The sequence below is a fragment of the Sphingomonas canaveralia genome, from assembly GCF_047238125.1.
Taxonomy (GTDB): domain Bacteria; phylum Pseudomonadota; class Alphaproteobacteria; order Sphingomonadales; family Sphingomonadaceae; genus JBDFMH01.
Genome location: NZ_JBDFMH010000001.1, coordinates 1,994,581 through 2,008,166, shown reverse-complemented (window position 1 = coordinate 2,008,166; position 13,586 = coordinate 1,994,581). Strand labels below are relative to the sequence as shown.

Sequence of the window (13,586 nt, the reverse complement as noted above, 5' to 3'; positions counted from 1 at the left end):
GGTTGATAGCGGCATGATCCGCATCGCCCGCCTGTCGTCGATCGCTGCGCTCGCCCTGCTGGGGGCGTGCACCGCCAGCAAGCCGGTGGCGCCCGTCACCGTCTCCGCGCGTCCGCCCGCGCTGGCGCCGCAGGGGCTGGAACGGGTGCTGGGCCGCGATGCGCGCGCGTTGCAGCTGCTGTTCGGCCAGCCGAACATGGATACGCGCGAGGATCGCGCCCGTCGGCTGCAATTCGCGGGCGCGGCCTGCGTGCTGGATGCCTATCTTTATCCGCAAGCAGCGGGCCGCGAACCCGTTGTCACATATCTCGACGCCCGCACCCCGAACGGCGACGATTTCGACCGCGCCAGCTGCATCGCCGCGCTCAGCCGCCGCTCCGACGCGCGTTGATCCCTTCCTGTCTCCGTTCGTGTCGAGCGTAGTCGAGACACGCTGCGCTACGCCTGCGGCACGTCCCTCGACCTCGCTCGGGACGAACGGACGTGATGGGGCCATCGCCTTTTCCGACCGGCGCGGCGATCAGATCGGCGGAACCGGGCACTCTGACTGACCAATTGCCGACAAACCGGAAAGCCCAAAAACGCTTTCCTACAGCGTACCGATTCGGTTAAGATCGCGCCGGCTCTTTCAAATCGTCGATCGCCAGCAAAGCCAGCGGGCACTGCCGACCCCGTGCACAATCGCTGCATTCGCTGCTTTCGGGTATCCAGGCACCCGACGGCGGCATGTCAGCGAGCCTCCGCCCACCATTCCGCCCGCACCGTGGCGTCCGGCTCGCCCGCCTGCCGCGCCTCCCGCTCCGCCTGCCAGCGCGCCGCATCGATCCGCGCCAGCGCCCACGCCGCCGCCCCACGCACTACCGGCGTCGGATCGTCGAGCAAGGCCGCAACGCGCGTTGCCAGCGCCGCATCGCCACCATTGCCCGCCGCGATCAGCGCATTGCGCACCATCCGGTCCCGCCCGATCCGCTTGATCGGGGATCCCGAGAAGACCTGCCGGAAGGCGGCATCGTCCAGCACCAGCAGATCGGCCAGCGCGGGCGCGGCCAGCTCGGCGCGCGGCAGGAAGGCGCGGTTGGCCGCCGCGCTCTCGGCAAACTTGTTCCAGGGGCACACCGCCAGGCAATCGTCGCAGCCATAGATGCGGTTGCCGATGCCCGCGCGCAGATCCACCGGGATCGGCCCCTTATGCTCGATCGTGAGATAGGAGATGCAGCGCCGCGCATCGACCCGGTAGGGGGCAGGAAAGGCATCGGTCGGGCAGGCGCGCTGGCAGGCGTCGCATGATCCGCAGCGGTCACCGCCGGGCGCGTCGGGGGCCAGCTCCAGCGTCGTCATGATCGCGCCCAGGAACAGCCAGCTGCCATGCGCGCGGCTCACCAGGTTGCTGTGCTTGCCCTGCCAGCCGAGCCCCGCGGCTTCGGCCAGCGGCTTTTCCATCACCGGCGCCGTATCCACGAACACCTTCAGGTCGCATGGCGCCGCCTCCACCAGCCAGCGGGCCAGCGCCTTCAGCGCCTTCTTCACCACACCATGATAATCCTGGCCCTGCGCATAAGCGGAGATGCGGCCGATCCCGGCTTCGGCCGCCAGCGCCAGCGGATCGCGCGCCGGGGCATAGCTCATCCCCAGCATCACCACCGATCGCGCCTCGGGCCACAGCGCCTGCGGACTGCCGCGCTGATGGCTGCGCTCCTCCATCCAGATCATGTCGCCATGGCGACCCTCGTCCAGCCACTCGCGCAGCCGGGCGGCGCTGCGGGGGGCGGCGGTGGCCGGCGCGATCCCGCAGGCGGCGAAGCCCTCGGCCAGCGCGCGCGCCTTCAGCGCCGCCGTCAACGCGCTGTTGGGATTCTCGTGCGATGCCGCTACCACGCCCGCCGATTAGGACATGCCGATGCAAGCCGCCATAGCCGCCGCCGACGCGCTCGCGCCGCCCGCCATCGAAGCGCGCGGCCTGATCAAGAATTTCGGCGACAAGCGTGCGGTGGACGGCATCGATCTCAGCGTGCCGGCCGGCAGCATCTTCGGCGTGCTCGGCCCCAACGGCGCGGGCAAAACGACCACGCTCCGGATGCTGCTGGGTATCATCGATCCCGATACGGGCAGCCGCACCCTGCTTGGCGAGACGCGGCCGCTGCGTGCCGCCACCCGCGTCGGCTATCTGCCCGAGGAACGCGGCCTTTATCCTGCGATGCACGCGGTCGATGCGATCGCGTTCATGGGCGCGCTGCGTGGCATGAAGCTGAAGCCGGCGCGCGCGCGGGCGCTGGAGCTGCTCGAGGCGCACGGCCTAGGCGATGCCGCGAGAAAGCCGATCCGCACGCTCAGCAAGGGCATGGCGCAGACCGTGCAGCTGATCGGCACGATCATCCATCGCCCCCGGCTGATCGTGCTGGACGAGCCTTTCTCCGGGCTCGATGCGCTCAACCAGCAGCGGCTGGAAGCGATGATCCGCGCGCAGGCGGCGGATGGCGTGACGGTGCTGTTCTCCACCCATGTCATCGCCCATGCCGAGCGGCTATGCGAGCGGATCGCGATCATCGCCGGCGGGCGGGTGCGCTTCTCTGGCACGGTCGACGAGGCGCGGGCGCGGTTGCCGCAGCAGGTGCGGCTGGAGACGCGGGCGACGGACGGGCCTTGGCGCGCCACGTTGCCCGCCGATGCCGAACGGATCGACGGCGTCTGGCGGTTCGCGGCTCCACCGGCCGGGATCGAACCGCTGCTGACCGCGCTGATCGCCGGCGGGGCGGGGATCGAGACGCTGGCCATCGAGCGGCCGGGCCTGCACGATGCGTTCGTCTCGATCGCCGGCGACGCGGCCGCCGAGGCGCTGGATCGGCCGGTCGCGGATGAGGTGATGGCATGAACGGGCCGCTGCGCGCCGCGCTGGTGATCGCCCGCCGCGATTATGTGGCGAGCGTGTTTTCGCGCACCTTCCTGCTGTTCCTGATCGGGCCGCTGCTGCCGCTGCTGGCCGCCGGGCTGTTCGGCACGATGGGGCAGGAAGAGGATCGGATCGAGGCGCACCCGACAGTGGCAGTGATCGCGCCAGCCACCGATGCCCGGCTGCTGACCGAGGCGCGCGCCCGGCTGAGCGCTCGGCTGGGGCCGCTGTCGGTTCCCGATCTGCTGCTGGTGCGGCCGGCGGGCGACTATGCGGTGCAGCGGGCGGCGCTGCTGGCCGATATCGATCACCGCGCGGTGGCGGTGCTGGATGGCGGGCTCGATGCGCCGCGCCTGTCCGGCCCGCGCGATGCGATCGATCGGGTGAGCGGGCGGATCGGCCTGCTGATCGACGATGCCCGCGATGCCCGCGCCCAGGGCGGCAACCCGCCGGCCGCGGTCGCAATCGCAGAGCTGCCCGTTGCGCGCGCGGCCGGCGTCGATGCCAGCGGCCGGCGGCTGGTGGCGCGGCTGGGCCAGCTGGTGCTGATGCTGCTGACCGTGATCTTGAGCGGTATGCTGCTTTCGAACCTGATCGAGGAGAAGTCGAACAAGGTGATCGAGGTGTTGGCGGCGGCGGTGCCGGTGGATGCGATCTTCTTCGGCAAGCTGCTGGCGATGCTGGCAATGTCGTTCACCGGGATCGCGATCTGGGGTGGCGGGGCGGCCGCCGTGGCGCTGCTGACGCTGCCCAACCTGGCCGCGATGCCGACCCCGGCGGTGGGCTGGCCGGCCTTCATCGGCCTGGGCGCCGTCTATTTCGCGGCCTGTTATCTGCTGCTGGGCGCGCTGTTCCTGGGCATCGGCGCGCAGGCGTCGACGGTGCGCGAGGTGCAGACGCTGTCGATGCCGGTCACGATGGCGCAGCTGGGCGTGGTCGCCTTCGCCGCGACCGCGATCGGTGACATGGATGGGCCGCTCGGCCTGTCCGCCGCGATCTTTCCGTGGAGCTCCCCCTTCGCGATGATCGCGCGAGCGGCGCAGTCGGATGCGATCTGGCCGCATCTGCTGGCGATCGGCTGGCAGGCCGCGTGGGTGGCGCTGATCATTCGCGGCGCATCCTTGCTGTTCCGCCGCAGCGTGCTCAAATCGGGCGGTGGGCGGCGCTGGTTCGGGCTGCGGCGCGCCCGATCCTGAAACCGCGTGCCGGCCGGCTGCGTAGCTGCGCTGCGAGGAGACGAGACGATGGCGGCGACACGGCGGGAACTGATCGGCCTAGGCGGAACCGCGGCGGTGATGGCGCTGGTCGGCTGGGGCACCAGCGCGCGCGCGAAGCCCAAGGGGCCGTTCGCCGTGACCAAGAGCGATGCGGCCTGGCGCCAGCAGTTGGGCCCGGAGGCGTTTGCGGTGCTGCGCCAGGAATTGACCGAGCGGCCCTATACGAGCCCGCTCAACAAGGAGCACCGCGCCGGCACCTTCCTGTGCAAGGGCTGCGCGCTGCCGCTCTTCTCGTCGAAGACCAAGTTCGAGAGCGGAACCGGGTGGCCCAGCTTCTGGGCACCGCTCGCCAATGCGGTTGGTACGTCGAGCGATACGCTGCTCGGCTATGAGCGCGTCGAGGTGCATTGCCGGCGCTGCGGCGGGCATCTGGGGCATGTATTCGACGATGGTCCCAGACCGACCGGCAAGCGCTATTGCATGAACGGCGTGGCGATGACTTTCCGTCCCGCCGGCCGGGCCTGACCATGCCTCGCAAGCGGCTGGGCCGCTAAGGCGTTTGCCTGAAGTTGGCGGTGATCAGGCCAGGGTTGTTTTCGAAGCGCCCGGGCCGCCCGCCAGGATCGCGCGATAGGCCGGGAGCGCGCGGACCAGGAAGGCTGCGCCGCAGGCGGAGCAGGCCGCGCAGACGATCGCCAGCGATTCGGCCACGCGCGCTTCATCCTGAAACACATGGTCGGTGATCAGCGCCACCGCGGTCGGCGCGAGTGCCAGCCCCGCGATCGTGACGACGATGACATAGATCGACGAGGTCAGCCCGCGCATCCGGACCGGCGATGCGATCTGCACCGCACTGGCCGCCATCGCGTTCGGCAGCGAATAGCAGAAACCGGCGAAACCCGCGGCGGCCAGCACCAGCGTCGGCGACGGCGCTAGATAGACAAGCACGCAACACAAGGCGATCCCCGCGGCTGCGACCAGAGGTACGCGCAGCGCGGCATCGGGCCGGCCAGCGAACAGCCGCCCGATCGTCGGCCCCGCGAACACCCCGATCGATCCGGTGACGAGCGTGATGATGCCATATTGGTAGCCGACGTCGGAGATCGGCATATCGAACCGGCGCATCAGCAGCGCGGGGATCCAGGCCGGAAAAGCGTAGATCGGCATCAGGATCAGCGCCATGCCGAGGTAGAAATTGAGGTAGAAGCGGCGATCGTCGCGCAGCACCGCGAATACGTCTGCAAGGGGGATCACCACGCTCGTGTCGACGCCGGGCCGGGCGCGGCGCACCGGTTCCCCGATCGTGAGCAGCAGCAGGCCCAGGATCAGCCCGGGAATGGCGACCAGCAGGAACACGATCTGCCAGGCCGCCGCATCGGCCAGCAGCGGTATGCCGGAACGATCCCAGTGGGCAGTCATCTCGATGATCGCGCCGCCCGCCAGCAGCGCCAGGCCCCCGCCTAGATAAGGACCCATCAGATAGATGCTGAAGGCGCGTGGCAACTCATCATCGTCGAACGTATCGCTGATGATCGACCAGCAGGCGGGCGTCAGCCCGGCTTCGGCGCTCCCGACGCCGCAGCGCGCGGCGAACAGCAGCGCGAAGCCGCGTACGACGCCGCACAGCGCAGTGAACAGGCTCCAGATCACCACCACTCCGATCAGGATGTTGCGGCGGGGGGAGACATCGACCCAGCGACCGAAGAGCGGGCTGAGACCCAGATAGCCGATCGAAAAGGCCAATCCCTGCAGCAGGCTGACCTGGACATCGGTCAGCACGAGATCTGCCTTGATCGGCTGGACGAGTAGATTGAGGATCTGCCGGTCGATGAAACCGATCGTGTAGGCCAGCGTCAGCAGCGCCAGAACGTAATAGCGATAGGCCTTGCTTGATCGGTCCTGCACGCGCTCTCCCCCGCGACCGACCGCCGCACTTTTCTGCCTTTACGATACCCGCTTCGCTCGGGCGCTCAATCGTCATTTTAAGTTTGCTGCCTGAAATTTTGCTGGCAATCGCTGAATTGATGAGGCATCCTCAGCTCATCGAACGCCGAACCCGCATCAAGCGGGCGGATCACATTGTGCGGCCAGGGCTGCATCTTCAGGGAGGGGGTTATGAACATCCGTCGCACCAAGCCATTTCATGCGCGCGTGCTGCTGCTCGCGTCGCTGTCGTCGATTGCCTTCGCCGGCGCGGCGCAGGCGCAGGATGCCGCCGCCCCCGATGCCGCGCCCGCGCCCGCCAGCGCAGGTCCGCTGCCGTCGCCGTCCAATCCCGAGCCTGCCGCCGATGCCGGGCAGTCCGGCGGCCTCGAAGATATTGTCGTCACCGCGCGCAAGCGCGTCGAGACGGCGCAGGACATTCCGGTCGCCGTCACCGCACTGTCGGGTGAGCAGCTGCAGCGCTACGACCTCAACAGCCTGGAAAAGGTGGCCGCGGTCACCCCGCAGTTTCAGGTCGGCAAGGGCACGACCGGATCGGGTGCCCAGCTCACGCTGCGCGGCATCGGCTCGAACAACTCGTCGGTGGGCATCGAGCAGTCCGTCGCGATCATCGTGGACGGCGTCTATTACGGGAATGGCCGCGTCATCAACGAAGGCTTCTTCGACCTCGGCCGGCTGGAACTGCTGAAGGGGCCGCAGGCGCTGTTCTTCGGCAAGAACGCGACTGCGGGCGTGGTTTCGATCACCACCGCAAACCCGACCGACACGTTCGAAGGCTCGTCGAAGCTGGGCTACGAATTCCAGGCGCAGCAAGTCTATGGCGAGCAGATCCTGTCGGGCCCGCTGACGGATACGCTGAAGGGGCGTGCTGCGATCCGCCTTTCGCGCAGCTTCCGCGGCTACACCGAAAACCTGGCCACCGATCAGCCTTATACCACGCGTGACATCGCGACCGGCACGATCACGCCGCGGCTGGCAAAGGCCGGCCCCAAGGATCTGGGCAAGGAGAAGGAATTCGTCGGTCGCGTGACCCTGCAGTGGGAGCCGTTCGACGACAACACTGTGCTGACCTTCAAGGCAGGCGGCACCGTTACCCATGTCAACGATCCGGCCTGGAACAACCTCATCTTTTCCTGCCCCGGCGGGTTCAGCCAGCTGCAGCCGGGCGTGCGCTGCGAACGGCGCTGGAAAGCCTATCACAACCGCTGGGATGAAGGCATCGCGGCCGTGTTCCCGGGCGCGCAGAAGAATGGCGATATCGAAGCGACCTATCGCAGCTTTTCCGGCACTTTCACCGCCGAGCACACGATCGGCGACATCTCGCTGACCTCGGTCAACAACTATCAGTGGGGCCGCTCGACCTTCGTCTCGGATTCGGACTATCAGCAGTTCGTGACGCAGACCAACGTCGCCGATCTGTCCAAATACCGCTCGATCTCGAGCGAGTTCCGCGCCGTTTCCGACTTCGACGGCGGCATCAATTTCCTGGCCGGCGTCCTGTATCAGGATATCCGCCGCGAGATCGACCAGGACGTGCTGACCGGCAATATCGAGGACAGCCGCAAGGCGCCGATCGATCGCTTCGTGGCGTTCGGCAAGCAGAGCTATACCAACGGCAAGACGGTTTCGCCGTTCGGGCAGGTTACGCTGAACCTGATCCCGCAGGTCGAGATCACCGGCGGCCTGCGCTACACCTGGGAAACCAAGAACAGCGAGTTCCTGCAGAACACCGCGCTGCTGGCCAACTATGTCGTCGGCGTGCCGATCCGCGATCAGCAGAAGTTCACCAACTGGGCGCCTGAAGCGACCGTGACCTGGAAGCCGGTCGAGAATGTCACGCTCTACGGCGCGTACAAGACCGCCTACAAATCCGGCGGCTTCTCCAACTCATCCGCGTTCCTCGTCACCAGCCGGCCGCAGGATCTGTCGTTCGACCAGGAAAAGGCGGAAGGCTTCGAAGTCGGCTTCAAGACGACGACCTTCGACCGTCAGCTGCGGATGGACCTGACCGCCTATAATTTCCTGTACTCGAACCTGCAGATCGACTTCTTCAACGGGCAGACCTTCGCGTTCATCACCACCAATGCCGGCTCGGCGCGGACCAAGGGCATCGAGTTCCAGGCCGAATTCGCGCCACGTGCGATCCCGGGATATACGGCACGCGGATCGATCAACTACAACAAGGCGCGCTATAAGAATTTCGTCGCGCCATGCTGGACCGGGCAGACCGTGGCACAAGGGTGCAACACCACCGCGTTCGGTGGCCTGGGCCAGGATCTGTCGGGCACGCCGACATCGGTCGCACCCGAATGGACGGGGTCGTTCGGCTTCGCCTATGATCATGAACTGTCGAACGGCATGCGGCTCGGCATTTCGTCCGACGCGCGCTATTCCAGCAGCTATCTGGGCTCCGGTTTCGGCAATCCGTTCAGCTTCCAGCCGAAATATGCGTCGCTGGATGCCGGCCTGCGGCTGGAGATTCCGGACCGCGGCGCGACGCTGGCCTTGATCGGCAAGAACCTGACCAACGAGTTCTGGATCTCGGGATCGCTGGATTCGCCGTCGACCGGGCGTGGCACCGGTGCTGCACCGGGATCTGCCGCCGAAGCCACCGCGCGCGCATCCGATCAGCGCGGCTTCGCCAACATCCCGCGCACCGTGCAGCTGCAGCTGACGCTGCGCTACTGATCGGGGCGAGCGGTGACCACGATCGATTATGACGTGATCGTGGTCGGTGCCGGCGGTGCTGGATTAAGTGCCGCCGCCGCCGCCAGCACCGCCGGTGCGGCAGTGCTTGTCGTTGAATCCGAGCCGCGCACCGGCGGTTCAACGGCGCTGTCGGGCGGCGTCTTCTATGCGGCCGGCACGTCGTTGCAGCGCGAGGCGGGGATCGAGGATCCGGGGCCGGACGATCAGTATCGCTATTATATGACGCTGAACCAGTATCGGCTGGAAGCGGCGCTGGTACGGCGACTGTGCGACGACGCGCCCGATGCGTTCGAATGGCTGCGCGCGCTGGGCTGCGCGTTCCACGCCACCGATCTCTACGCCGCCGGCGTCGACAAGATACCGCGCGGGCACCGCGCGGCGGGCGGCGGGGCCGCGATCGTGGAAGCGATCCAGGGCAGTCTGCAGGGTGTCGACATCGCCACCGCCACGCGGGTGGAGCGTCTGCTTGTCGAGGACGGCCGGGTCTCCGGTATCGTCGTCGATGGCGCGCCGGTGCGTGCCGCGGCGGTTATCCTGGCCACGGGCGGCTTCGGGGCGAACCCGGGGTTGCTGGCCGAACTCTATCCCGATGCGGCGCGCCACGGCGATGCGCATTGGTACATCGGTGCCCCCGGGTCGCGCGGGGATGGCCTTGTCATGGGCCGGGAAGCCGGGGCTGGCGTGGACGGGCTTAACAAAGGCCTGCTGCTGCTGAGCCCCGGCTTCGCCAAGGATCTCGAATCCTACCTGCCCAGCTGGTTGATGCACGTGACGCCGGCCGGGCGACGCTTCGTGGACGAGGCGATCGAATATTCGGTGCTGGCCGGGTTGCTGCGCGATCAGCCGGGCGGCGTGTGCTTCGCGCTGTTCGACGAGGAACGCCGGACGGCAGCACGGACCAGCGCCTATCGCCCCGCGCCGAACTGGACGGCGGATCGACTGGCCGAATTCGCCGACAAGGGTCTGCTCGCGCGGGCCGACACGATCGCGGGCCTGGCGGATGCGATCGGCGTATCGGCGGATGCGCTGGAAACCGCAGTGGCGCGCTACAATGCGATGGCCGATGCCGGTGCCGACGCCGATTTCTTCAAGTCGGCAGACCTGCTCCATCCGATCCGTCGCGCGCCCTTCTACGCGGCCACCCTCCGTGCCGCGATCGTCTGCTGGACCGGCACCGGCCTGCGCATCGACGTCGAGGCGCATGTGCTGGACGAGGCGGGGCGGGCGATCCCCGGCCTCTATGCCGCGGGCGAGACGACCGGCGGCATGTTCGGCGACTGCTATGCATCGGGCGGCGCATCGATCGCCAACGCAGTGATCTTCGGGCGTGTGGCCGGGCGCAATGCGGCGGCCGACGCAGCCGCGGTAACGGAGCGGACGGCATGAGCGGACTCGATGGGCTGGTGACAATCGTGACCGGCGCGGCAAGCGGCCTCGGTGAGGCGACAGCGCGCCGTTTTGCGGCGTCCGGCGCGCACGTCATTCTTTCCGATATCGCTGCCGACCGTGGCTGCGCGATCGCGGACGAAATCGGCCAGCGCTTCGTGCCGTGCGACGTGACCGACGAGGATCAGGTCGCGGCGCTGGTTCAGGCGGCGGTGGACGCGCATGGCCGGCTGGACGTGATGATCGCCAATGCCGGGCTGCTCGGCGCAGTCGGCAGCGTTGCCGAGATCGAGGGCGCGGCGTTCCGGCGCACGATCGAAGTGCTGCTGACCAGCGTGTTCTATTCGATCAAGCATGCGGCGCGCGTGATGATCCCGCAAGGTGCCGGCTGCATCCTCACGACATCCAGTGCGGCTGGGATCGCCGCGCTGGGGCCGCTGGCCTACACCGCCGCCAAGCACGGCGTGGTTGGCCTCACCAAATCAGCCGCGTCGGAACTGGCGCGGCACGGCATCCGGGTGAATTCGGTCGCGCCGGGGACGGTGCCGAGCGGGCTGACCAATGCCGTATATGGCAGCGCCGATGGCGTGCGCGCCAAGAACGAGCGGGCGAACCCGTTGCGGCGCGGGGTGGAGGCGGACGAGATCGCCGGTGCCTTCGCGTATCTGGCGGGGCCGGATGGGCGCAACATCACCGGCCATGTGCTTGCGGTCGATGCCGGGCTGACCGCGTGCCCGGCCGCCACCGATTATGCCAGCAAGGATGCCACCTATGTCGATGCCAGCTGAGCTGCCCACCGAAGTCGACGTCATCGTGGTCGGCACCGGCGCCGCCGGGCTGACGGCGGCGGTGGTGGCGCGGCACGCCGGGCTGGACGTTCTGGTTCTGGAGAAGGAAGCGGTCTTCGGCGGCACCACCGCTACGTCGGGCGGGGTGTTGTGGATCCCCGGCAACCGCCACAGCGCCGCCATTCAGCGGGCCACTGGCAAAACGAACTCGATCGAGAATGCCCGCGCCTATCTGGAGGAGGAGACCGGCAACTATATCGATCGCGATCGGGTCGAGGCGTATCTCGCCACCGGCCCCGAGATGGTCGACTGGCTGGAAGCGAACAGCCATGTGAAGTTCTACGGGATGGATTATCCCGATTATCATTCGGAAAGCGCGCATGCCTCCAGCGTGCGATCGATCGGCACGGTCGATTTCAGGGCGCGCGACCTGGGCCCGCGCGTTCGCCAGCTGAAGAACATGTTGCCGCAAACGCTGTTCCTGGGGCTCGCGGTTGGATCGGGCGTGGAGATGATCCAGTTCATGCGCGCGGGACGGTCGATCAAGGCGATGGGCTTCGTCGTGAAGAAGATGCTCAAGCATTTCGTCGACGTCGCGCGTTACGGCGAGGCGCAGCAGGTAGTGCGCGGGCGCGCGCTCGTGGCGCGGCTGGCGAAAACCCTGTTCGATGCCGGCACCGAGATCAGGCTTTCTTCCCCGGTGTCGTCGTTGATCGTCGAGGCCGGCGCGGTGAAGGGTGTGACCCTTTCCGACGGCGCGATCCGCGCGCGGCGCGGCGTGGTGCTGGCGTGCGGCGGCTTTCCCAACGATCCCGAGCGCCGCGCGCGCACCTTCCCGGCATCGGTGGCGATCCCGGATCACCGCAATCCGACGCCGGTGGGCAATACCGGCGACGGCATTCGCATGGCGGAGGCGGCCGGTGGCGCGTTCAACGACCGGGTGGCGCATGTCGCGCCGTGGATGCCGATCTCGGTGATCCCGGGGAAGGCGGGGTCCGATGGCGTGTGGCCGCATCTGGTCGACCGGCAGAAGCCGGGTTTCATCTCGGTACTGCCGAACGGCAAGCGCTTCGGCGACGAAAGTTCGGCCTATCATGATTTCATCCCTCAGCTCGTGTCTGCCAGCGAGAGGGCTGGCTATGCCGAAGCCAGCTGCTGGCTGATCGGCGATGCCCGCGGGGTGAAGCGCTGGGGTATCGGCGTCGTGCGGCCCTATCCGGTGCCGCACGGCCAGCATCTGCGTTCGGGCTATCTGAAGAAGGCGGGTACGCTGGCCGGATTGGCCGCCGCGACCGGGATCGATGCCGCGCAGCTGGAGGCGACGGTAACTGCGTTCAACGTCAATGCGAGACAGGGCATCGATCCGGAATTCGGCCGCGGCCAGCGCGCCTATGATCTCTATCAGGGCGAGGAAGGCCACCAGCCCAATCCCTGCCTCGGCCCGCTGGAAACCGGGCCGTTCTACGCGGTGAAGGTCTATGCGTCGGAGATCGGTACCTATGCCGGGCTGCGCACCGATGTCGATGCGCGGGTTCTCAGCGAAACCGGCGATCCGATCCCCGGCCTCTATGCGGTCGGCAACGACCAGACGAGCGTGTTCGCGGGCGCCTATCCGGGTGCCGGATCGACACTGGGCCCCGCGATGACCTTCGCCTATCGCGCCGCCCGCCACCTGATCGCGGCCGGGCCGGGAGCGGGCGCATGAGCTTTGCCGAGCGGCTGGATCCCGAGATCGCGGCGATCATCGATCTGCTGCCGCGGTTCGATCTGACCGACATTCCCAGCGCGCGCGCGCAGCGTGCCGCACTGGCTCAGACGACGCTGGCGACTGCGGTGCGCCGCGACGACGTGATCGCCGAGGACCGGGTAGTGGGCGATCATGGCGCGCGCATGCGGCTCTATCGGCGGCGCGCGGCGACCCCGGACCTGCCGGCCCCGGCGCTGGTATGGGTGCATGGCGGCGGCCATGTGCTAGGCGCGATCGATCAGGATGATCCGCTGATGGAGACTGTCGCGGCGACGATGGGCTGCGTGTGCCTGTCTGTCGATTGGCGGCAGGCCCCCGAGCATCCCTATCCGGCAGCGCTGGACGATGCCTGGGCGGTGCTGCGCCACGCGTTTAACGAGGCGGCGGCGCTGGGCATCGATCCGCGCCGGATCGCGATCGGCGGAGCGAGCTCGGGCGGAGGTGTGGCAGCCGCGCTGGCGCTGCGCGCGCGGGATGCGGGCGGGCCGCAGCCCTGCTTCCAGTGGCTGGTCTATCCGATGCTGGACGATCGCGGGATCACGAAATCGAGCCGCACCATCACCGATTCCAGGATCTGGAACGACGACTGCAACCGGCGCGGCTGGGCGGCATATCTGGGCGAGCTGAGCGGCGGCGACGCGGTGCCCGCCTATGCTGCGCCTGCGCGCGCGACCGACCTGTCCGGCCTCCCGCCGGCCTTCATCGGGACCGGCGACCTCGACCTCTTCGTGGACGAGAATATCGCTTATGCGCAGGCCCTGCTGGATGGCGACGTGCCGGTCGAGCTGCATGTCTATCCCGGCGCGGTCCACGGCTTCGACCTGTTCGCGCCGGACGCGACCGTCTCGCGCCGGTTCCGCGCGGATCGCGACGGCGCGCTCGCCCGCGCGCTCAATGCATAACCAGGA

At 68.0% G+C, this 13,586-nt stretch carries 11 protein-coding genes; 9 read left to right on the top strand and 2 right to left on the bottom strand.

The window, feature by feature from the left end; translation table 11 throughout:
- Positions 1-13: 13 nt before the first annotated feature.
- Positions 14-391, top strand: a complete 378-nt coding sequence (locus ABC347_RS09930; RefSeq protein ID WP_413245571.1) for a hypothetical protein — start codon at positions 14-16, stop codon at positions 389-391.
- A gap of 338 nt (positions 392-729) precedes the next feature.
- Here the strand turns inward: ABC347_RS09930 and queG are convergent, their stop codons facing one another.
- Positions 730-1,839 carry a tRNA epoxyqueuosine(34) reductase QueG gene (gene queG / locus ABC347_RS09925; RefSeq protein ID WP_413247031.1) on the bottom strand — a complete coding sequence of 370 codons (1,110 nt, stop codon included), beginning with the start codon at positions 1,837-1,839 and terminating at the stop codon, positions 730-732.
- Positions 1,840-1,897: 58 nt separating this feature from the next.
- On the opposite strand from queG, the gene ABC347_RS09920 reads away from it, so the two are divergent.
- From ABC347_RS09920 to msrB, 3 genes are read left to right on the top strand one after another with little or no spacing between them, the layout of a single operon-like run.
- Complete coding sequence (locus ABC347_RS09920) at positions 1,898-2,869, top strand: ABC transporter ATP-binding protein (protein ID WP_413245570.1); 972 nt, start codon at positions 1,898-1,900, stop codon at positions 2,867-2,869.
- Positions 2,866-4,083, top strand: coding sequence for an ABC transporter permease (locus ABC347_RS09915; protein ID WP_413245569.1), 1,218 nt, complete (start codon positions 2,866-2,868; stop codon positions 4,081-4,083). Before ABC347_RS09920 ends, ABC347_RS09915 begins: the two co-directional genes overlap by 4 nt.
- A gap of 48 nt (positions 4,084-4,131) precedes the next feature.
- On the top strand, positions 4,132-4,629 hold the full coding sequence (msrB, locus tag ABC347_RS09910) for a peptide-methionine (R)-S-oxide reductase MsrB (protein ID WP_413245568.1): 498 nt from the start codon (positions 4,132-4,134) through the stop codon (positions 4,627-4,629).
- A gap of 54 nt (positions 4,630-4,683) precedes the next feature.
- On the opposite strand, the gene ABC347_RS09905 is transcribed toward msrB, so the two are convergent.
- A complete protein-coding gene (locus ABC347_RS09905) occupies positions 4,684-6,009 on the bottom strand; it encodes an MFS transporter (RefSeq protein WP_413245567.1) in 1,326 nt (441 codons plus the stop codon).
- Positions 6,010-6,219: 210 nt separating this feature from the next.
- Here ABC347_RS09905 and ABC347_RS09900 point away from each other — a divergent pair, with 210 nt between their 5' ends.
- From ABC347_RS09900 to ABC347_RS09880, 5 genes are read left to right on the top strand one after another with little or no spacing between them, the layout of a single operon-like run.
- Positions 6,220-8,736, top strand: a complete 2,517-nt coding sequence (locus ABC347_RS09900) for a TonB-dependent receptor (RefSeq protein ID WP_413245566.1) — start codon at positions 6,220-6,222, stop codon at positions 8,734-8,736.
- Positions 8,737-8,748: 12 nt separating this feature from the next.
- Entirely contained in the window at positions 8,749-10,143 is a 1,395-nt protein-coding gene (locus ABC347_RS09895; protein ID WP_413245565.1) for an FAD-dependent oxidoreductase, read from the top strand.
- Positions 10,140-10,931: an SDR family NAD(P)-dependent oxidoreductase gene (locus ABC347_RS09890; protein WP_413245564.1), complete on the top strand. Its 792-nt coding sequence runs from the start codon at positions 10,140-10,142 to the stop codon at positions 10,929-10,931. The genes ABC347_RS09895 and ABC347_RS09890 overlap by 4 nt, the downstream gene beginning before the upstream one ends.
- Positions 10,915-12,636 carry an FAD-dependent oxidoreductase gene (locus ABC347_RS09885; RefSeq protein WP_413245563.1) on the top strand — a complete coding sequence of 574 codons (1,722 nt, stop codon included), beginning with the start codon at positions 10,915-10,917 and terminating at the stop codon, positions 12,634-12,636. The genes ABC347_RS09890 and ABC347_RS09885 overlap by 17 nt, the downstream gene beginning before the upstream one ends.
- Positions 12,633-13,580, top strand: coding sequence for an alpha/beta hydrolase (locus ABC347_RS09880; RefSeq protein WP_413245562.1), 948 nt, complete (start codon positions 12,633-12,635; stop codon positions 13,578-13,580). The genes ABC347_RS09885 and ABC347_RS09880 overlap by 4 nt, the downstream gene beginning before the upstream one ends.
- Positions 13,581-13,586: the final 6 nt, after the last annotated feature.

Coding starts and splice junctions, on each gene's coding strand:
- ABC347_RS09930 (WP_413245571.1), top strand. CDS start 14: ATGATCCGCATCGCCCGCCTGTCGTCGATCGCTGCGCTCGCCCTGCTG.
- ABC347_RS09920 (WP_413245570.1), top strand. CDS start 1,898: ATGCAAGCCGCCATAGCCGCCGCCGACGCGCTCGCGCCGCCCGCCATC.
- ABC347_RS09915 (WP_413245569.1), top strand. CDS start 2,866: ATGAACGGGCCGCTGCGCGCCGCGCTGGTGATCGCCCGCCGCGATTAT.
- msrB (WP_413245568.1), top strand. CDS start 4,132: ATGGCGGCGACACGGCGGGAACTGATCGGCCTAGGCGGAACCGCGGCG.
- ABC347_RS09900 (WP_413245566.1), top strand. CDS start 6,220: ATGAACATCCGTCGCACCAAGCCATTTCATGCGCGCGTGCTGCTGCTC.
- ABC347_RS09890 (WP_413245564.1), top strand. CDS start 10,140: ATGAGCGGACTCGATGGGCTGGTGACAATCGTGACCGGCGCGGCAAGC.
- ABC347_RS09885 (WP_413245563.1), top strand. CDS start 10,915: ATGTCGATGCCAGCTGAGCTGCCCACCGAAGTCGACGTCATCGTGGTC.
- ABC347_RS09880 (WP_413245562.1), top strand. CDS start 12,633: ATGAGCTTTGCCGAGCGGCTGGATCCCGAGATCGCGGCGATCATCGAT.